The organism is Gemmatimonadales bacterium (assembly GCA_019637315.1).
Taxonomy (GTDB): Bacteria; Gemmatimonadota; Gemmatimonadetes; order Gemmatimonadales; family GWC2-71-9; genus SHZU01.
This window is the reverse complement of sequence record JAHBVU010000026.1, coordinates 23,545-42,179: the sequence shown is the minus strand read 5'-3', so window position 1 is coordinate 42,179 and position 18,635 is coordinate 23,545. Positions and strand designations below refer to the sequence as shown.

The window sequence follows — 18,635 nt, the reverse complement described above, 5'->3', positions numbered from 1 at the left end:
GTAGTGCCGAAAGGCGTCTCGGTTCGAATCCGAGTCAGGGCATGGGTTTACGGCGCCGGCAAGAGTGGCGTTCAGGACATAACGCCAGCGTAGCTCAGTGGTAGAGCACTCGATTCGTAATCGAGCGGTCGTCGGTTCAATCCCGACCGCTGGCTCTTCAGAAGTCGTTGTCACGTCCCCAGTTACAGATCCCTCATTCATCGTGCATCGTGCCGCGTGGCAAATCTGTGGCCGGTGGCCCCGGAGACCCGCCATTCGTTCGAGATCCTGATCCCGTCGTCCCGTCCGTAAGGGCTTTGGGCTCAGGTCCCGAGCGACTCACTCCTCCGCAGGCGTTGCTCCGAATGGGTTGAAGCGCGGCACCTGTACCCCGTCGACATCGGTAAAGCCATACTCACGCGCCAGGTCGGCGACGAAATGGATCCGCCCCGACTTGCTCAGCACCCTGCGGTCCCGTGCCAGCGCGGCAACTGCGCGGCCGAGGTACTCGGTCGACTCGCTCAGGTCATAGCGGAAACGACGCCGGATCGCCTCCGTGGTCATGGTCCGTGCAACGCGTTCGGTCTGCATGAAGCCGGGCATTAGCGTAACGACCGCAACCCGGTGCGCTTTCGCGTCGGTCGCGAGATTGGCCATCAACCGGTTGATCGTCACGTGCGAGAGATCCCAGAGCAGGTTTCCGGCGTAGTCGCCGAAACGCTCGCCGCTGAGGACCGACTTCGGCGTGCCTTCCATCAGTCCATCCGTGACGCCCACGATCAGGCCGCGACGCCGGGGAACCATGAGGCGGAGCGCCTCGCGGCTGGCGAGGAAGTACGCCGTCGGGCCGCCGTCCATCTGGTGGCGCCACAGGGCGGCTGGCAGTTCCCAGAACGGGGTGCCCCAGGCAGCCATCGCTTCGGCGGCCGACGCCGTTCCGTCGGCGGCGCCCCACACGGCGTTGGCAAGGACGTCGAGCCCATCCTGTTCCGCGGCGACCCGCTCGAATAGCCGGGCGACCTGCGCCGCGTCGGTTGCATCCGTCGGGACGGCAATGCCGCGTCCCCCCCGGGCGGTGACCTCGTCGGCCGTGTCGTCGACGGTTCCGGGTGCGCCATCCCGCGGAGCGGGGCCACCCCGGGTGGTCCGGCCGGCGACATAAACCGTGGCTCCCGCGTCACCCAAGGCGAGCGCAATCCCGCGTCCAGCGCCTCGGCTGCCGCCCATGACGACTGCGACCAGTGCTCGCGCCCGCTTCCGTATCGGCATGGCACCCCTCCCGTTATGATTCTAAACAACGATATAGTTATTATCTAAACGGTTATTTAGAAATGGTCAAGGCCCATGGTTCCTGAGGCGACACGGTGAGTCCTCGCCCACGCAAGGTTTCGGACGATGCCGTTTTCGACGCGCTGCATCGGGTGATGGGGCGGGTCGAGCCCGCCGAGCTGACCCTGGCCCTGGTCGGGCGCGAAGCAGGTATTACGGCGGGCGCCCTGGTGCAGCGATTCGGGTCGAAGCTGGGTCTGATGCGGGCCTTTTCCGGGCGGTTCGCCGGCGGGGCCGACGCCATGCTCGACGCCCTGCGCGCCCGCGCGGGGTCGCCGCTTGGCGCGCTGGAGGCATATGCGACGAGTGTAGCCGGCATGGCCGAGACGCCGGCGACGCTGGCACACCACCTGGCGTACCTGCAGATGGACTTGACCGATCCGGAGATGTTTGCCCACGTGCGGGATCACGCGGTGGCCACGCGGCGAGCCCTGGTGCGATGGATCGAGGAGGCGGTCAGCGCCGGCGACCTGCGGGACGATACCGACGCCGGCATGCTGGCCCGTTTGGTTCACGCCGTGGTGAGCGGATCGATGCTGGCCTACGCCTTTTTTCGGGAAGGTGCGCCGGATGCCTGGCTCCGCCGCGACCTCGCGATTGCGCTGCAGCCGTATCGTCGGGCCGTGTCTGCGGGCCCGCGTCAGCGCAAACCTGGTAGAAAGGCCCGAAGGCCCGGCGGCCGATGAGGATGGTCGAGCCTACTTCCGCCAGCTCCGTACCACGCGCGCCGTACGAATGAAGTCGAGCCGGGGGAACTCTCGGGCGAGATAGACGTTGCCTTCCGCCCGGATCTCGGCCTGTGACGGCCCCGGTTTCCGATCCGTGTTGGTGCCGCCGTACTCGGCGTTGAACGAATCGACCACGGCCATTCCCTCGACGACTTCGCCAATGGGAGGAAAGCCAAAGCCGTTGGTCGAATCGAGCCGGGCGTTGTCTGCGAGGTTGATGAAGAGCTGGGTGCCCCGGGTGTTCGGGCCGCCCCGCGCGTAGGAAACCCGTCCGCGCAGGTTGCTGGATTTGACGGGCTCGTCCGGGATGCTGCGGCCCTCCCACGCGGCTGCCACGGCCGGCAGGGCCGGCAACCCCCACTGCACCACGAATCCGCTCACGACCCGGAAGAAGCGCGCCTCGTCGTAGTAGCCGCTGCGCACCAGGTAGTGGAAGCGGTCGACCCCGGCCGGACTCCAATCCCGCCGGGCCCGGATCACGAACGGTCCGCGGCTCGATTCGATCCGCACGTCGAAGCTATCGGGAGCCGCCCGACTGAGCGCCTTCGGCGAGGGTGTCAGCAGGGGGTCGCGCTTGGCGCAGGCGCCAAGCAGCGCTGCCGCCGCGGTTGCGAACAGGATCGGAGCCAGCCGACGCGCCGGGGGCACGGTCAGCCTCCGAGCGCAGCCGACAGGTCGGCAATCAAATCGTCGGTTTCTTCGATGCCCACCGAGTAGCGCACCAGGCTTTCCGGAATCCCCATCGCGACGCGCTCCTCCGCGGTGCACTCGACATGGCTGGTCGTGGCGGGCACGCCGGCCAGGGTCTGGACCGCGCCGAGGCTTGGTGCGCAGTAGGCGATCTGGAGCGCGCCCAGGAACCGCTTGAGATCGCGACCGCCGGCCGCCAGTTCGAAGCTCAGCACGCCGCCGAAACCGCGCATCTGTCGCTGGGCAATGGCGTGGCCTTCGTGGCTCGCGAGGCCGGGGTAGAAGACCCGCGCCACGGCGGGATGCTCCGCCAGGAAGGTCGCAATTGCGAGTGCCGATGCATTCTGGTGGCGAACCCGGAGGGCCAGGGTTTTCATGCCGCGGATGATCCGATAGGCGGCATCGGCGCCCAGGGCGGCGCCGTGGATCTCGCGATACTGGTAGACCTGCTTGATCAGCTCGGCCTTGCCGGTGAGGACGCCGCCCAAGGCGTCTTCGTGGCCGCAGAGAAACTTGGTGGCGCTGTGGAGCACCAGGTCGGCGCCGAGTGCCAGCGGGTTGGTGTTGATCGGGGTGCCGAAGGTGTTGTCGACCACCACGATGGCGCCGGCCGCGTGCCCGGCCCGGGCCAGGCGTTCGATGTCGAGAACCTTGAGGGTCGGATTGGTCGGCGTCTCGAGGTAAAGCAGGGTGCAGCCGGCCCGGATTTCCCGCTCGATCGCGTCGTGGTCGACGGTATCGACCTGGCGGACCGTCACGCCCCAGCGGGGCAGGAACTCGATGAAGAGCCGGGTGGTGCCGCCGTAGGTGTCTTTGACCGTGACGACACGATCGCCGGGCTTGAGCAGGCCGAACAGGGTGCTGCTGACCGCGGCCATGCCGCTCGCGAAGCTGGTCGCCGCCTCGCCGCCCTCGAGGATCCGGATCTTTTCCTCCAGCACGGCCACCGTCGGGTTGGTGTTGCGGCTGTAGTTGTACCCGGGGCGCTTGCCGGTGGCGACCTCGAGCCACTCGTCGAGATCGGCGTAGCCGAACGAGGCGCTCAGGACAATCGGTACCTGCGTAGCGTGGGCGGTATTGTTGCGATCCGATTCGCCGGCCCAGACGGCGTGCGTCGACGGCCCGAAGGTGCGGTTGGACATGAAGGAACCCATCGAAGTAAGAGACACCGCTCGCGGTGCGCGCGCGGGCATTCCGCGACCCGACCGCGAGCGTCGCCAAACTTAATTACTTTCCCTCCCGTCATGAGCGACATCTATCGTCTGGCAGCCGATCGCGGTCCCACCGCGCAGCTCGCCCTCGGCCTCGAAGTCCGACTCGATCCGCCTGGGGCGGTTCATGAGCTGACTCCCGGCGATCGCTTCTTCGTCGACGGCCTTGCCCTCGAGGGGAAGGTGGTCAGCCGCGGCAGCGGCTCGGTGACCGTCGCGGTGCTGGACGCCGCCGGCCGGTGGGTCCGAACCACCTGGTCGCCCAACACCGTGGTCCGGCGGATGCGGGGTTAGGCGTGCCAGAGGCTGGGGTCCTCCTCCTTGCTGCCTTCGCGGCGGCTGTTGGTGCTGCCATCAATTCGGTCGCCGGTGGCGGCACTCTGGTCACGTTCCCGATGATCGTGGCACTCGGCGTCGACCCGCTGGTGGCCAACGCGACGAGTCGTCTGTCGCTCCTGACCGGGGCGTTAGGCGGCGTCTGGGGGTATCGGGCCCAGCTGGCGCGCACCCAATCCTGGCTGGTGCCCTTCAGCGTGCCGAGCGTCCTGGGCGGGTTGGCGGGAGGGTGGCTGGTGCTGATGACCGGATCGCGAACCTTCAGCCAGATCGTGCCGTTTCTCGTCCTGGGCGCGACGGTGCTCTTCATGGTGCAGGGCCCGATCGTGCGCTGGCTCCGTCAGCGTCCGGGAGCATCGGGTGCGGCCGACCAGCCGGTCCGGGCGGGGCCCGTGTTCCTGGTATCGCAGTTCCTGGTGGGTGTCTATGGCGGGTACTTTGGCGCCGGCATGGGTATCATCATGCTCGCCGTTCTGGGGATACTCGGCTTCACCAACATCCACGAGATGAATGGTCTCAAGTCCTGGGGCGGGTTGTTGACGACCGTCGCCGCGGGCATACTGTTCGCTGGTGGAGGTGTGGTGCTCTGGCCGGTGGCGTTTGCGATGGCCGTCGGGAGCCTGGTGGGAGGGTACGGCGGATCGGTACTCGCTCAACGGGTTGGCGCCGTGTGGGTGCACCGGGCCGTTGTCGCGGTGGGGTTGGGCAGTTTCGTCTGGCTGATGCTTCGATAGCACCGCCAGACCTTCGGTTGCGTGATCCGGAGCGGCTTCGGATGCGCGATAAGGAATCCAGAGCTTCATTTGTCACTGCAGGAGGTGCCTGATGGTCACTCGTTCCCTTCTCGTTGCAGCCGGTGTTTTCATTGTCGCCGGGTGTGGGGGAGGCAGCCCGTCGGGCCCGACGCCACCGCCGCCGCCACCTCCGCCGCCCGCAGCTCCGGTCGCGACGGTGACGGTGACGGTGCCCACTGGTGATCTCTATCCGGGCATGACGGTTTCCGCAGCGGCGGAAGCCCGGACCTCGGCCGGCGCCACAGTTTCGACCTCCTTTACGTGGGGCTCGAGCGCACCTGCCGTGGCCACGGTGAGCGGCACCGGTGTGATTACGGCGGTGGGGGCCGGTACGGCAACCATCACGGCGACGTCGGGAACGGTGAATGGAACGGCGCAAGTCGAGGTCAAAGCGCCGAATCTCGACCGGATCGTCGATTCGATCCGACTCGCCCACAACATGCCCGGCATGGCGGGCGCCATCGTGACGCTCGATGAGATTCAGGCCGGGGTGGGCGGGTTCCGTCGGGCCGGCGGCACGGTGCGGGTTACCATCGACGACAAGTGGCACATCGGTTCCAACCTGAAGGCGCAGACCGGCGCGCTTGCTGCGATTGCCGTCGACCGGGGCGACATCAGCTGGAGCGCCAAAGCCGTCGACTGGTTTCCCGAATGGTCGTCCGAGATCCGCGCCGAGTTCCAGAACGTGACCTTGGAAGACCTCCTGGCCAATCGGAGCGGGATTCGAAACGATCCGGGCGCGGCGCAATACGCAGCGGCAACGGCGCGGGAACAGCGCGAACTGGTTGCGCGCTATGGCCTGACCAATCCGGGGGCCGTGGCCTATGGCAACTACTTCTACAGCAACGTCGGATTCGTGATTGCCGGCGCGATGATCGAGCGGGCCATGGGCGGCACCTACGAGGCGCTGATGCAGCAGCATCTCTGGGGCCCGTTAGGCGTCAACGGCGCCGGGTGGGGTCCGCAGGCGCTGGCAGGTTCTCAGGATCAACCGGTAGCGCATCGGTGGCAGAACAACACCTGGGTGGCCTGCGAAGCTTGCGATAACCCGCCCGGGCTGTCGGCGGCCGGGCGGGCCCACATGCCGATCCGGGACTGGGCCAGGGTCATTCAGGAGATGATGAAGGCTGATGGCGGCAGCGGTGCGCTGATCAGTGCGACCAACGGCCGTCATCTCACCACCGGCATCACGACGATCCAGGCCGGCTCGACGGACCTCTATGCCATCGGGTGGATCACCACGACCCGAACCTGGGCCAACGGCCGAACCGTGACCCACAGCGGCAGCAACACCATCAATCATTCGGTGGCCTGGGTCGGCCTGGGCCGCGGCCTGGCGGTCATTGCGGCGACGAATGGATACGATACGGGCGGCCGGACGGGGACTGCACTCGACGTCCTGGTGAGCCGGATGCTCAACTACTACAACAACGGCAAGTAGGTCTGGCCGAGGTCGACGCAACGTTTTGGGGGCAGGGAGAGTCTAACGGTCGTTCCCCGCTTGGACGACCGGATGCTGGTAGCCCTATCGATCGGCCTGTTTCAGGCCACAGCCGCAATTCCGGCTGCGCACGTTGCAGCGGCACCGCCTGAACGGCGAGCCGCTGCCGTGCGCGCCGACCACAGTCCGGTCGTCGATGGTCGCGACGACGACCCGGTCTGGCGCGTCGCCGACCCGATAACCGATTTCTACGAGTTCGATCCGGTCGAGGGCAAGCTTCCCCGGTTTCGGACCGAGGCCAAGATCGCCTACGACAGCCGGAATCTCTACGTCTTTGTCCGGATGTTCGACCCGGAGCCGGACAAGCTGCTGCGGTTGCTCTCGCGGCGAGACGTTCGCGCACCGACCGATCAAGTCAAAGTCATGGTCGACTCCTACCACGACCGTCGGTCGGGTTTTCAGTTCGGGGTCAATCCCGCAGGGGTCAAGCGAGACATCTCCCTCTTCAACGATTCCGGTGAAGACGTCGCCTGGGACGGCGTCTGGGACGTGGCGACCACGATCGACTCGCTGGGGTGGACCGCGGAGTTTCGGATTCCGCTGTCTCAGCTTCGCTATGGCGCGGCCGACAGCCACACCTTCGGCATCGGCATCTGGCGCGACATCGAACGCTACAAGGAACGGGTCAGCTGGCCGAGCTATCAGCGAAGCCAGGTCGGGATTGCCTCGCAGCTCGGTGAGGTGACCGGGTTCGAGGGGTTGACCTCGCCTCGGCGGGTGGAAATCAGTCCGTACCTGCTCACCAAGAACGAGACGGTATTCGAAGGCGCCGGGACTCGCCATCCGCAGCGGCTCGCTGGGGGCGTCGACCTCAAGTTCGGGGTGTCGTCGAACCTGACGCTCGATGCCACGGTCAATCCGGACTTCGGGCAGGTCGAGGCCGACCCGGCGCAGCTCAACCTGTCGGCGTTCGAAACCTTCTTCGGGGAACGCCGTCCCTTTTTCATCGAAGGGGGCAGCCTGCTCAGCATGCGGGTCAACTGCTACCAGGTCCGCGATTGTGGCAACGAGCGACTGTTCTACTCCCGTCGCATCGGGCGTGCTCCCTCGCTCTCGGATGCGTATGGTGATGCCACGTCGCCGACGGGGACGACGATCCTTGGCGCCGCCAAGCTGACGGGACGGACGCCCGGTGGCTGGTCGGTTGGTGTGCTCGAGGCGGTGACCGGGCGGGAGGTCGGGACGGGAGATCGGACCATCGAGCCGCGCACCAGCTATACGGTGGGGCGGCTCACCAAGGACTTTCGTCGCGGTTCGTCCGGTGTTGGTGTGATCGGCACCATGGTGCAGCGGGACAACGACGGCTGGACCGAGGATGCGCTTCGATCGAGCGCCGTGGTCGGCGGGGTCGACTTCCGGCATCGCTTTGCGCGCGATCAGTTCGAGCTGTCGGGCCAGCTGATCGGTTCTCGTGTGAGCGGGACCTCCGCGGCAATCGCCGCGACGCAGACGAGCTCGGTTCACTACTTCCAGCGACCCGATGCCGACCTGGAATATGATCCCACGCGGACCAATCTGTCAGGCACTGCCCAGCAACTGCGACTGGCCAAGGTCGGGGGTGGCAAGGTCCGGTTCGAGACGAGCTATCAGCGGGTCTCGGCGGGGTTCGAGATCAACGACCTGGGCTTTCTGCGGCGGGCTGACTGGCAGGCACAGGCAACCTGGCTGCAGCTGGCGTTCAATCGACCGGGTCGGTTCTACCGTATGTTTGCCTGGAATGTGAACCAGTGGAGCGAGTGGAATACGGAAGGGTTGCTGCTGGAACGGGGCTTCAATACCAACATCCACCTCGGATTGCCCAACAACTGGTGGCTGCGCGCCGGCGGCACCTTGAGTGGCCCGGGCGACGCGTACTGCGATCGCTGCGCTCGCGGAGGACCGGCGGTTCGGGTCGATGACTTCCGGTCTGTCTGGGGGGGCATCGAGGGCGACAGCCGCATGGTAGTGATTCCCTCGCTCTGGCTCAACGCAGGGCAGCGGGACCGCGGTAGGAGTCAATCGTACAGCATTGATCCGTCGGTGCGCTTCCGGGTCTCGAGCCGCTGGAGTTCGTCGGTCGGCCTGGGCGTCGGATGGAACGAAGACGATCGGCAGTGGTACGACAACGTCGTCGACGACGGTGGAACGACCCACTACACCTTTGCACGCCTGACCCAGCGAACCGCGAGCGTGGTCGGGCGGGTCGACTATACCGCGTCGCCGGACCTGACGGTGCAGCTGTACCTCCAGCCGTTCATCAGCAAGGGGCGTTTCAGCAACATTCGCGAGCTGGCTGACCCGCGCGCGGTCAGTTACGACGATCGGTATGCACCCTATCAGGGCGCTGGTGATCCGGCAGAGTTCAACGTCAAGCAGTTTCGGTCGAATGCGGTGGTGCGGTGGGAGTATCGGCCGGGGTCGGTCCTTTTCCTGGTCTGGCAGCACGGCCGCTTCGACCGGGAAACGCGCTACGGTGAGCGCTCCTTCACGGGTGACATCGGTGCCCTGTTCCGAACGCCGGCCACCAATACCCTCCTGCTCAAGATGTCCTACTGGATCGATCGGTAGCTGCGTTACGGCTCCCGGGGGTACGCCGTGCCGCCCTTAATGACGGTGCGGACTCGGCGAAGGTTGCGGATGTCGACCGTGGGGTCGGCGTCGAGGACGATGAGGTCGGCAATCTTGCCGACCTCGACCGTGCCGTAGTCGGCCGCGATGCCGACGGCACGGGCGCCGTTCAGGGTGGCGGCGGTGATGGCGTCGCTCGGTGTGAAGCCCGCCTTCCGGACCAGCAGTTCGATTTCATCGAACAAGGCCGGCTGCCGGACAGGGTCGGGCGCCTCAGGCCGATCGGTGCCGGTGCTGACTGCCACGCCCCTTTGCCGAGCGAGCGCGGTAACCTGGAGCGCCCAGGTCGACGCCTCGGGCGAGATGCCCTTTTCGATTGCGAGCACGGTGGCATCGAGCACGGTGCCGCGCTGGCGCATGCTGTCGAGCACCGCCATGATCCGACGATCGTCGGGCGCAACCCGCTGGTACGGACCGATCGGCCCGAAGTTGGTGTGCGGGACGGTGTGGAAGCGTGCCGGCAGGGAGTCGACGGCTTCCCAGACGAGCAGGGCCGAGTGAGAGACGGCATCGACGCCAGCTGCGATGACGGCACTGGGGCGCTGGGGGAAGACCGCGACATGACTTGCCGCGAGGAGGCCTCGGCGATGAGCCGCTGCCACGGCGGCCCCAAAGACCGGAGCCGGCAGGTCGGTGTAGAGCTTCAGTGCATGCGCGCCAAGCGCTGCGGCATCCTCGACATGACCATCGACACCGTCGACGTCCGCCACGGCCAGGAACCAGGGTACCGTGCCGAGCGGTTTGCCCTGGGTCGAACCGATGGGGCGCCGGTCGACCTGATAAAACGATGGCCCGGCCCAGAAGGCCATGTAGCGGAGCCGGGTGCTCGGCACATCGGTCGATTCGGTTGCCCAGGCCACGGCGCGCAGGATATGCGAGTCGGCGGCCATGTCCCGAGCCGTGGTGATTCCGTTCTGAAAGAGCCACGCCATCCGGGCGGCGACGGCTGCCGAGTCCGGCGGGCTGTGCAGGTGGGTGTCGATCAGGCCGGGGAGCAGATACCGGCCGCGGAGGTCGATCGCTCGGGCGCCGGCGGTGTCGAGACGGTCGGCCGGGCCGATGGCAGCGATGCGTCCGTCCCGGATCAGCACGCTGTGGCCCGTCACGGGTGGACCGCCGCGCCCGTCGACGATGGTCGGATCGCGGAGCAGAAGGGCTTGCTGCGCCGCAGCCGGAGCGACCAGCAGCCACGACGCGAGCAGCGCGGCGGCGCTCAGCATCAAGCGATGGCTCATGGTATCGATCAGGCCGGCCAGATCTTGCTCAGCACACGGGCAAAGTTGCCGCCCAGGATCAGTGCAATGTCCCCATCAGAGTAGCGCCGGCGGATCAGACCCTCGGCCAGGTCATAGGTCCGCTTCGGATGATCGAGGCCGGCCACGGTGATCCGTCCCTCGGGATCGCGGTGCAGTCGGTAGCGGTCCCAGTTTGGGGTTTCCGTGATCGGTGGGCCGTTGACCGGGTTGGGATTGCCGACCAGATCCATGTCGCTGCCGACGCCGACGTGCTCGACGCCGACCAGCTTGGCCACGTGGTCGAAGTGGTTGAGCACGTGCTCGACCGTGACGGGCTCCTCGCCGTGGACCAGGAAGCGTAGGAACGGAATCCCCATCACGCCTCCTTGCTTGGCAAGCGCTCGGATCGCATCGTCCGTCTTGCAGCGGAGCGATTCGGGAACCAGGGCCCGGCAGGCGGCGTGGGAGAAGATCACCGGCTTCTTCGACGCGGCAATGCCGTCGAGCGTGGTCTGGTCACCGCAATGGGAGAGATCGACGGCCATGCCGACCCCGTTCATGCGCTCGACGATCCGTTCGCCGAAGACCGTCAGGCCGCCGTCGACGTGCTCCAGGAACCCCGCGCCGATCCGATTGGCGTAGTTGTAGGTCAGTTGTGAGGCGCGCTGGCCCAGCGACCAGAAGGTGTCGACATCTTCGGGGGTCCGGAAATGGTCGGAGCCCTGGAAGGTCAGCATGATGCCGACCTTGCCCGGCTGGCGGACCCGCTCGAAATCACCCAGGTCGTCGATCCGGATCAGCCAGTCGCTGTAGCCAGCCAGAAACCCGTTCCAATCCGCGAAGTACTTGATCCCGGCGGCATAGTCGCTGGCGCCGTGACCCAGGGCAAAGACCTTGATGCCCGAATCGCGGTAGACCGCGAACTGCTCCGCGGTAAAGCTGCCCGGCTGCTGCAGCCAGCGGGTCGAGAGTGGTGGCTTGTCGGCAAAGTCCGGGAAGCGGAACTGGTTCAGCATGTCGATGGTGAGCGACCCTTCGACCAGCTTGATGGCACGGGCCGAATAGCGGGTCTGTGACCCGGCAAAGAGCTGGTAACGACCGCGCAGAACTGCCGGCGCGCCGAAGAGCGCGGCTCCGAAGGCGGTCACCATTCCTCGTCGGGATACGGTGACCGCAGATTTTGTTGTGGGCATTCGGGAGTATGCGTTCTGGAGCGGGCGACCGTCAAGCCCGACGCGGGCCTACCACGGTCGGGACAGCACGCAGGCGTTGATCCCGCCGATTCCCATCGAGAGCTTGCCGGCGAGCCCGGTCGGCGCCGGGACGGCCTCGTTGAAAACGAAGAGCGGATGCACCGCCCGGATCGAGGGGTGCAGCTCCGACGCAGCGAGCGGAGTCGGGAACAGGCTGCCGCGCTCGACCCCAAGATACTGGGCCGTGAGTTCCCAGCCGCCGCCGCCGCCCATACCGTGGCCGAAGGTGCCTTTTCTAGCCGTCACGAGCACGGACGAGGGCATGATCTGCCGCAGGTTGTCGACCTCGAGGAAGTCTCCCGGTGTGGCGGTGGCGTGGAGGTCCCAGGTGCCGACCTCCTCGGGTTGGGCGTCGGCCTGGTCGAGTGCCTGTCGGATCGCTGCGAGGGGCCCCTCGGTACTCGGCGTGATGATGTGATGGGCGTCTGAACTCACGCCGACGCTGACCGGTTCCATGCCGAGTGCCCGGTACCCTTTGGCCGTGAAGTAGTCGTAGTCGCCGACGATCCAGACCACGGCGCCGCCCGCGACGTGGGTGCCCCGGAGTCCGTGCAGCGGCTTGGAGACCCCGCCATCGGCGGAGATGACCCGTCCCTGATAGAAGGCGCCGACCACCAGCGGGTGCGGCGACGGATCGGTGGCGCCGACCACGACGGCTTTGGCCTCGCCACGGCGGATCGCATCGATGGCCAGCTTGAGGCCCAGCCCGAAGGTCGAGCAGGCGCCGACTGGGGCAAACGCCAGGCCGGTGATTCGCCCGAGCATCGAGATTTGCGCAGCCGGCGTGTTGTGGATGTTCCAGATCAGGTTGGCCGAGACGGATTTCCAGGGCGGCAGCGGCGCGCCGGATTCCGCTTCGAGTGCGGTCGTGCGTCGGCTCTTCTCCCGCATCATCTTGATCTTGCCGGCCTCGATGTCGCCTTCGACATTGAGGCCTTCGATGCTCCGCAGGGTCTCCAGGTACGCAGCCAGCCCCGGCGCCTTGGCGGCCCAGTAGTGCCACCAGGCGCTCTCCCGCTCGTCGCGCTCGTCGATCGAGGCACCCTCGGGCGAAGGAGGCGCCTCGGCGTCGGTGGCGCCGTCGAGGTGCGCGGCGAGGGCGGGGTTGCGGGCCGGATCGGCCCAGTAGCGATCCCAGCGCCGCTGCGCATGGTAGAGTTGCAGGGCTCCATCGTGGTAAGTGCCGATGGCGCCGATTCCAGGCGCGACATAGACATGGGCCTCGCTTCCCAGACTCTGAAGGTCCTGTTCGATTCCGGGATTCTGGGCGAGGGACTGGATAAAGGAGCCGAGGGCGAACAGGGTCGGCTCGTCCATCTTCTCGATCAGTTGGGCGAAACGGCGGGGCGGAAACCGCTCGCTGACCCAGCTCCGATACCGTTCGATGTCGAAGGACGGGCGGCCAACCAGGAAGGAATCGGGTCCGAAGCCGTTGAACGGCTCCAGCCAGCTCGTTCCGTTTGCCAGATTGGCAGCGAAGGTGTCAATGTCTGGTGATTTCGGGGCAACGAGACCCCATCCGAAGACGCCAATTCGAGTCATAGGGATAGAGGATAGAAAAGGGGGCGCGCGGAGGGAAGCGGGCCGGGCCGGATTGCCCCGAAACCCCGGGCGGTCCCTGACCGTACAACGTGGTGCCGGGTCCGATCCCGGCAGCTGCCCATTTTCCCAATGCGACTGAGAGGAATAGCGTGACGATGAAGCCCTGGCTGATGGGATCGATGGCATTTCTGCTGGTGGCCGGATCCGGGCAACAGCCCAACCGTACGACGATGCTGGCGGCGATCGACTCGCTCGTCAATGCACCGATCAAAGCGGGGCGGCTGGCCGGGGGGTCGGTTGCGGTGATCCGCGGCAGGGACACCCTGGTCCTCAAGGGCTACGGCTATGCGGACCTCGAGCACGACGTGGCTACGCCGTCGAATGCGAGCTACGAGATTGGCTCGGTGACGAAGCAGTTCACCTCGGTCGCCATCATGCAGCTGGTCCAGGAGGGTAAGATCGACCTCGACGCCGAGGTTACCCGGTACCTTCCGGACTATCAGACCCAGGGGCACCGGATCACGGTTCGTCGCCTGCTCGACCACACCTCCGGAATCAAGGGCATTACAGAGATCCCCGAGTTTCGAACCATTTCGCTGAGCAACGTGCCGCGCGACTCGCTGGTTCGGGTCGTGCAGACCAAGCCGTTCGATTTCCCCCCCGGCGAGCAGCAGACCTACAACAACTCCGGCTACTTCCTGGCGGGCTTGCTGATCGAAAAGGTGAGTGCGATGTCGTACGCCGACTACGTCGCCAAGCGCTTGTTTGCGCCGGCCGGCATGACTCGGTCGTACTACTGCAGCGAGCGGACGATTCGGAAGGGTCACGCGCACGGCTATGACACGGATTCGACCGGCCTCGTCATCAAGGGCTTCGTCAATCACCGGTGGCCTTACGCAGCAGGCTCGCTCTGCTCGACCGCAGGCGACCTGGCCGCGTGGAACCAGGCGCTTCACAAGAGCGATCGGATCCTCAACCGGACTTCGTACCGGGATCTGGTCGGGCCGGCTGCACTCAACGACGGCACCAAGTTGCGTTACGGATTGGGGTTTGCGCTGGTTGACCTGGCGGGCCGTCCGGCGATTTCCCACGGGGGCGACATCAACGGCTTCGCTTCGTTTGCTGCGTATTGGCCGGAGCAGGATCTGACGGTGGTCGTCCTGCTCAATTCACAGGGCCCGGCGCGGCCCGACGCCATGGCCGCGGCGATTGCCAACATCGTCCTCGGCCCGGCGCCGGACCGGACCCAAACCTTTGCGGGAAATGCGGCCGAGTACGCCGGCACCTACACCGGCCCGGGCCGGGGGCGGCCGATGACAGTGTGGATTGCCGACAGCGCTGGCCAGGTCCGGATCCGGCGGGCGCCCAACGGGCCGTGGCAAGCGCTCAGCTATCGGGGCGGAGACAGCTTCAGCGCGGGGGGCTCACTGCTGACGTTCGATCGGAAGGATGGCAAGCCGGTCCAGCTGCGCATGGATGCCGGCTACGCCCACAACATCCTGCTCCGGCAGTAGGGCCCCGGTTCCAGGTCAGGGTGGGTTGGAACGAGCCACGGGCGTCGCGTTCGCCGCGACGACCCGGGCTCGATGCGGCGAGGAGTCGAAGAGCGCGGCGCACGATGGCTACTCGTCCGTGTCGATACCCGCAAACAGGGGCGCGACGTCGATCTGAAGCGCTTCGGCAAATCCTGGCGCGCGCCAGGCGAAGCGGTCCGCTGTCGTAACGGAAGGACCGCCCTCGATACTGGAGTACGTGACGGTACGGGTCAACATGTCGGCGCGCCACGTGGTTTGCGCACCGAGGCGATGGTAGGCCGCGTGCTTGAAGTCACGATCGTACACGCGTGAGCCCCGGCCGGATACTTCAACGGTCAACCAGATCTCGGGTAGGTCCGCCCATGTTTTGGGAACACGTGACATGAAAGGCACGACGAGCAGATCCGGCTCGAGATGATCGTGCGGTAAGAGCTGGACAGCGCCGCGCGTGAATACGAGCGCACGTTCACCGAGATAGCGACCGAGCAGTTCCCGGAGCCGGACCACCACGAACTCGTGGGGCACCCCTGGCGCGGGCGTCACGAGCAGCACCCCGTCCAAGAGTTCGTACCGGTTTCCGTCGTCCGGGAACGAATCCAACTGGTCGACGGTGTACCGCGGGACCAATGCGGGCATGGCCATAACGTATCACCTCGGCGGTAGGGCAGGCAACTCGGCATCCAGCATCATAGTGCCTGCCCACACAGCAACCTTGCCGAATGACCCCAAGGTCGGATCAAAACGACGCAATTCGAGAACGATCCTCTACGGCGCCCCGCTCTCCATCATCGCTGGTTGGGCAACTCCAGGTTCCACGGCGAGAGTCTGCCGCCGCCGCCCCCCGAAGCGGGTGCTGAGCCACTTCTGGAAGGTATCGAGATAGGTGAAGAAGACTGGCGTCACATACAGCGTGACGATCTGCGAGAACGCCAGTCCGCCCACCACGGCCACGCCCAGCGGCCGACGCGCTTCGGCGCCGGCGCCCCATGCCAGCGCAATCGGCAGGGTGCCCATCAGCGCGCACATCGTCGTCATCATGATCGGCCTGAAGCGCACCAGGCAGGCTTCGACGATGGCCTCTTCGGGCTGCTTGCCTTCCCGCCGCTCGGCCTCCAGCGCAAAGTCGATCATCATGATCGCGTTCTTCTTGACGATGCCGACCAGGAGGATTAAGCCGACGTAGGCGTAGATGTCGAGATCGGTCTTGAAGATGAGCAGGGTGAGCAGCGCGCCGAATACGGCAAACGGCAGCCCGGAGAGAATCGTGATCGGATGAATGAAACTCTCGTACAGTACGCCGAGCACGAGGTAGATCACCAGCACGGCCACGACGAGCAGGAAGGCCAGGCCCGCCTGCGACTGCTGGAAGGCCTGCGCCGTTCCCGAGAAGCTCGTCGTGATGCTCGACGGCAGGGTTTGGTTGGCCAGCTGGCGGACCGCTGCCACGGCGTCGCCGAGCGGCATGCCGGGCGCGAGGTTGAAGGCCAGGGTCACCGAGGGCAACTGGCCTGAGTGGTTGACCGAAAGCGGCCCCAGCACCGGCTCGACCGACGCCACCGAGCCCAGCGGCACCAGCGCCCCGCTGCGCGGCGAGCGAACGTGGAGCAGGTTGATGGCCGACGGATCGCCCTGGAACTCCGGCAGGAGTTCCAGGATCACCGCATACTCGTTGGTACTGCCCCAGATCGTCGAGATCTGGCGCGAGCCGAACGCGTTGTAGAGCGCGCTCTGGACCTGGCTGATGTTGAGCCCCAGGGCCGCGGCGCGATCGCGGTCGACGTTGACACGCAGCTGCGGGTTGCGGATCTGCAGGTCGCTGGTGATGTCCTTGAGCCCGGGCATACCCCGCATCTTGGTCTCGAGCGCGGTGGCGCTCTCATACAGCACGTCGAGCTCGGGGCTCTGCAGGGTGAACTGGTACTCGCTCCGGCTCTGCCGGCCCCCGATCCGGATGGCGGGCGGATTCGTCAGAAAGACCCGGACGCCCGGTACCTGCGATAGCGGCCCGGTCAGCTGATGGATCACTTCCTGGGCGCGTGCATTGCGTTCGTGATACGGCTTGAGGTAGACGCTGACCCGACCCCAGTTGCCCCAGGACCCGATCTGCACCGCCTCGACGTTGGGATTTTCACGGATCACCTCGCCGACGCGACGGAAGTGTTCCCGCATCTGCTCGAACGGCGTGCCTTCCGCCGCCTCGACGCTGCCGAACACGGCACCGATGTCCTGATTCGGAATGAATCCTTTCGGGACCACGGCAAACAGGATGCCGGTGCCCACCAGGATCGCGAACGAAAAGGCCAGGGTGGCCCGCTTGTGGCCCATGACCCACAAGAGGGTTCGGCGGTAGAGGCCGAGTGACCAGTCGTACGCCGCTTCGGTGATCTGGTAGAGCTTGCCGCGCTTGACGTGGTGATCCTGCTTGAGAAAGCGGGCGCACATCATCGGCGTCAGGGTCAGCGACACGAATCCTGAGATCAGGATTGCCACGCCGATGACGACGGCAAATTCGTGGAAGAGCCGGCCCAGCAGCCCGGGCATGAACATGATCGGGATGAACACGGCGACGAGCGAAATCGTCATCGAGACGATGGTGAAGCCGATTTCCCGCGCCCCGTCGAGCGAGGCCTGGAGCGGTGTTTTGCCCATCTCCAGATGGCGGACCACGTTCTCGAGCATCACGATGGCGTCGTCGACCACGAAGCCGACGGCCAGGGTCAAGGCCATCATCGACAGGTTGTCGATGCTGAAGCCGGCCATGGCCATGACCCCGAAGGTGCCCACGATCGAGAGTGGCAGCGCCATGCTCGGAATCACGGTGGCCGGCAGGTTGCGCAGGAAGAGGAAGATCACCATCACCACGAGGCCCAGGGTCAGGGCCAGCGTGAACTTCACCTCGGCGACCGATTCACGGATGGTGACCGAACGGTCGTAGAGTCGGTTGACCTGAATCGACGGCGGGAGTTGCTCTTTGATCTCGTCGATCATGGCCGAGACGCGGTCGGCCACCTCGACCGTATTCGAGCCAGGCTGGCGGTTGACTGCGAGCGTGATGGTGCGGACCCCGTTGTACCAGTTGCCCTGGCGCGGGTTCGCGACCGCATCGACGACGAGGCCGAGATCACCCAGGCGAACCGGGGACCCGTTGCGATAGGCGACCGTGATCTCCCGGAAGGCCGACGAACTCTCGAGCTTGCCGTTCGACTGCAGAGCAAGCACCTTGGTCCGGCCCCACACCGACCCGGCCGGGGTACTGATGTTGTTGCTGTTGACCGCCGCCACGACCTCGTCGATCCCGATCCGCCGGTAGGCGAGCGCGCGCGGATCGATCTGGATTCGCACCGCATACCGCTGCTCGCCCATCAGGTTGACCTGCGCCACGCCGTCGATGGTCGACAGCTTCTGCGCGATCATCGTCTCGGCGTACTCATTGACGGTCGAGAGGGGCAGCGTTTCCGAGGTCACCGAGTAGTAGATGATCGGCTGGTCGGAGGGGTTCGATTTGCTGTAGCTGGGCGGATCCCGCATGTCGTCGGGCAGACGACGTACCGTGCGAGAAATGGCGGTCTGAACGTCCTGCGCGGCAGCATCGATGTTGCGCGACAGCGAGAACTGCAGGGTGATATCGGTCGAGCCCTGTCGGCTGGTCGAGGTGATCTGCTCGATGCCCGGGATGCTCGAGAAGGCGCGCTCGAGCGGAGTCGCCACCGCCGAGGCCATGGTCTCGGGATTGGCGCCCGAGAGGTTGGCGTTGACGTTGATGGTGGGGTAGTCGATGGTCGGCAGGTCGCTGACCGGGAGCTGGCGGTAGCCGAGCGCGCCGAAGATCATGACGCCCGTCATGATCAGGGTCGTCGCGATCGGTCGCTTGATGAACGGCTCGGCGATGTTCATC

Annotated in this window: 14 protein-coding genes and 1 tRNA gene; 7 read left to right on the top strand and 8 right to left on the bottom strand. The window is 66.0% G+C overall.

Features of this window, described 5'->3' with window-relative positions; genetic code table 11:
• Nucleotides 1–83: 83 nt before the first annotated feature.
• Nucleotides 84–155: transfer RNA gene (locus tag KF785_16485), tRNA-Thr, on the top strand.
• Between the two features lie 163 nt (nucleotides 156–318).
• Here the strand turns inward: KF785_16485 and KF785_16480 are convergent.
• Entirely contained in the window at nucleotides 319–1,248 is a 930-nt protein-coding gene (locus KF785_16480) for an SDR family NAD(P)-dependent oxidoreductase (protein ID MBX3148363.1), read from the bottom strand.
• A gap of 95 nt (nucleotides 1,249–1,343) precedes the next feature.
• Between KF785_16480 and KF785_16475 the strand changes: the two genes are divergently transcribed.
• Complete coding sequence (locus KF785_16475; protein ID MBX3148362.1) at nucleotides 1,344–1,994, top strand: TetR family transcriptional regulator; 651 nt, start codon at nucleotides 1,344–1,346, stop codon at nucleotides 1,992–1,994.
• A 12-nt stretch (nucleotides 1,995–2,006) separates the two neighbouring features.
• Here the strand turns inward: KF785_16475 and KF785_16470 are convergent, their stop codons facing one another.
• A complete protein-coding gene (locus KF785_16470) occupies nucleotides 2,007–2,684 on the bottom strand; it encodes a peptidylprolyl isomerase (protein MBX3148361.1) in 678 nt (225 codons plus the stop codon).
• Nucleotides 2,685–2,686: 2 nt separating this feature from the next.
• On the bottom strand, nucleotides 2,687–3,868 hold the full coding sequence (locus tag KF785_16465) for a cystathionine gamma-synthase family protein (protein MBX3148360.1): 1,182 nt from the start codon (nucleotides 3,866–3,868) through the stop codon (nucleotides 2,687–2,689).
• A 102-nt stretch (nucleotides 3,869–3,970) separates the two neighbouring features.
• Here KF785_16465 and KF785_16460 point away from each other — a divergent pair, with 102 nt between their 5' ends.
• The 4 genes from KF785_16460 (at nucleotide 3,971) to KF785_16445 (ending at nucleotide 9,115) form a co-directional block, all read left to right on the top strand.
• On the top strand, nucleotides 3,971–4,231 hold the full coding sequence (locus KF785_16460) for a hypothetical protein (GenBank protein ID MBX3148359.1): 261 nt from the start codon (nucleotides 3,971–3,973) through the stop codon (nucleotides 4,229–4,231).
• Between the two features lie 2 nt (nucleotides 4,232–4,233).
• Entirely contained in the window at nucleotides 4,234–5,007 is a 774-nt protein-coding gene (locus KF785_16455) for a sulfite exporter TauE/SafE family protein (GenBank protein MBX3148358.1), read from the top strand.
• A 91-nt stretch (nucleotides 5,008–5,098) separates the two neighbouring features.
• Nucleotides 5,099–6,508, top strand: a complete 1,410-nt coding sequence (locus tag KF785_16450; protein ID MBX3148357.1) for a serine hydrolase — start codon at nucleotides 5,099–5,101, stop codon at nucleotides 6,506–6,508.
• 72 nt (nucleotides 6,509–6,580) lie between these two features.
• Nucleotides 6,581–9,115, top strand: a complete 2,535-nt coding sequence (locus tag KF785_16445; GenBank protein MBX3148356.1) for a carbohydrate binding family 9 domain-containing protein — start codon at nucleotides 6,581–6,583, stop codon at nucleotides 9,113–9,115.
• A gap of 5 nt (nucleotides 9,116–9,120) precedes the next feature.
• Here KF785_16445 and KF785_16440 read toward each other — a convergent pair whose 3' ends face one another.
• The 3 genes from KF785_16440 to KF785_16430 all read right to left on the bottom strand — a co-directional run bounded on the left by KF785_16440 (nucleotide 9,121) and on the right by KF785_16430 (nucleotide 13,205).
• Nucleotides 9,121–10,410 (bottom strand): amidohydrolase family protein, encoded by a 1,290-nt coding sequence (locus tag KF785_16440; protein MBX3148355.1) that lies wholly within the window; start codon nucleotides 10,408–10,410, stop codon nucleotides 9,121–9,123.
• Between the two features lie 8 nt (nucleotides 10,411–10,418).
• Nucleotides 10,419–11,561 (bottom strand): membrane dipeptidase, encoded by a 1,143-nt coding sequence (locus KF785_16435; protein MBX3148354.1) that lies wholly within the window; start codon nucleotides 11,559–11,561, stop codon nucleotides 10,419–10,421.
• 90 nt (nucleotides 11,562–11,651) lie between these two features.
• Entirely contained in the window at nucleotides 11,652–13,205 is a 1,554-nt protein-coding gene (locus tag KF785_16430) for a hypothetical protein (GenBank protein ID MBX3148353.1), read from the bottom strand.
• Nucleotides 13,206–13,360: 155 nt separating this feature from the next.
• Here KF785_16430 and KF785_16425 point away from each other — a divergent pair, with 155 nt between their 5' ends.
• Entirely contained in the window at nucleotides 13,361–14,719 is a 1,359-nt protein-coding gene (locus KF785_16425; protein ID MBX3148352.1) for a beta-lactamase family protein, read from the top strand.
• 108 nt (nucleotides 14,720–14,827) lie between these two features.
• Here the strand turns inward: KF785_16425 and KF785_16420 are convergent, their stop codons facing one another.
• A complete protein-coding gene (locus tag KF785_16420) occupies nucleotides 14,828–15,376 on the bottom strand; it encodes a Uma2 family endonuclease (GenBank protein ID MBX3148351.1) in 549 nt (182 codons plus the stop codon).
• 129 nt (nucleotides 15,377–15,505) lie between these two features.
• Nucleotides 15,506–18,634: an efflux RND transporter permease subunit gene (locus KF785_16415; protein ID MBX3148350.1), complete on the bottom strand. Its 3,129-nt coding sequence runs from the start codon at nucleotides 18,632–18,634 to the stop codon at nucleotides 15,506–15,508.
• Nucleotide 18,635: the final 1 nt, after the last annotated feature.

Coding starts and splice junctions, on each gene's coding strand:
- KF785_16480 (MBX3148363.1), bottom strand. CDS start 1,248: ATGCCGATACGGAAGCGGGCGCGAGCACTGGTCGCAGTCGTCATGGGC.
- KF785_16465 (MBX3148360.1), bottom strand. CDS start 3,868: ATGTCCAACCGCACCTTCGGGCCGTCGACGCACGCCGTCTGGGCCGGC.
- KF785_16460 (MBX3148359.1), top strand. CDS start 3,971: ATGAGCGACATCTATCGTCTGGCAGCCGATCGCGGTCCCACCGCGCAG.
- KF785_16450 (MBX3148357.1), top strand. CDS start 5,099: ATGGTCACTCGTTCCCTTCTCGTTGCAGCCGGTGTTTTCATTGTCGCC.
- KF785_16445 (MBX3148356.1), top strand. CDS start 6,581: ATGCTGGTAGCCCTATCGATCGGCCTGTTTCAGGCCACAGCCGCAATT.
- KF785_16440 (MBX3148355.1), bottom strand. CDS start 10,410: ATGAGCCATCGCTTGATGCTGAGCGCCGCCGCGCTGCTCGCGTCGTGG.
- KF785_16435 (MBX3148354.1), bottom strand. CDS start 11,561: ATGGTGACCGCCTTCGGAGCCGCGCTCTTCGGCGCGCCGGCAGTTCTG.
- KF785_16430 (MBX3148353.1), bottom strand. CDS start 13,205: ATGACTCGAATTGGCGTCTTCGGATGGGGTCTCGTTGCCCCGAAATCA.
- KF785_16425 (MBX3148352.1), top strand. CDS start 13,361: ATGAAGCCCTGGCTGATGGGATCGATGGCATTTCTGCTGGTGGCCGGA.
- KF785_16420 (MBX3148351.1), bottom strand. CDS start 15,376: ATGCCCGCATTGGTCCCGCGGTACACCGTCGACCAGTTGGATTCGTTC.
- KF785_16415 (MBX3148350.1), bottom strand. CDS start 18,634: ATGAACATCGCCGAGCCGTTCATCAAGCGACCGATCGCGACGACCCTG.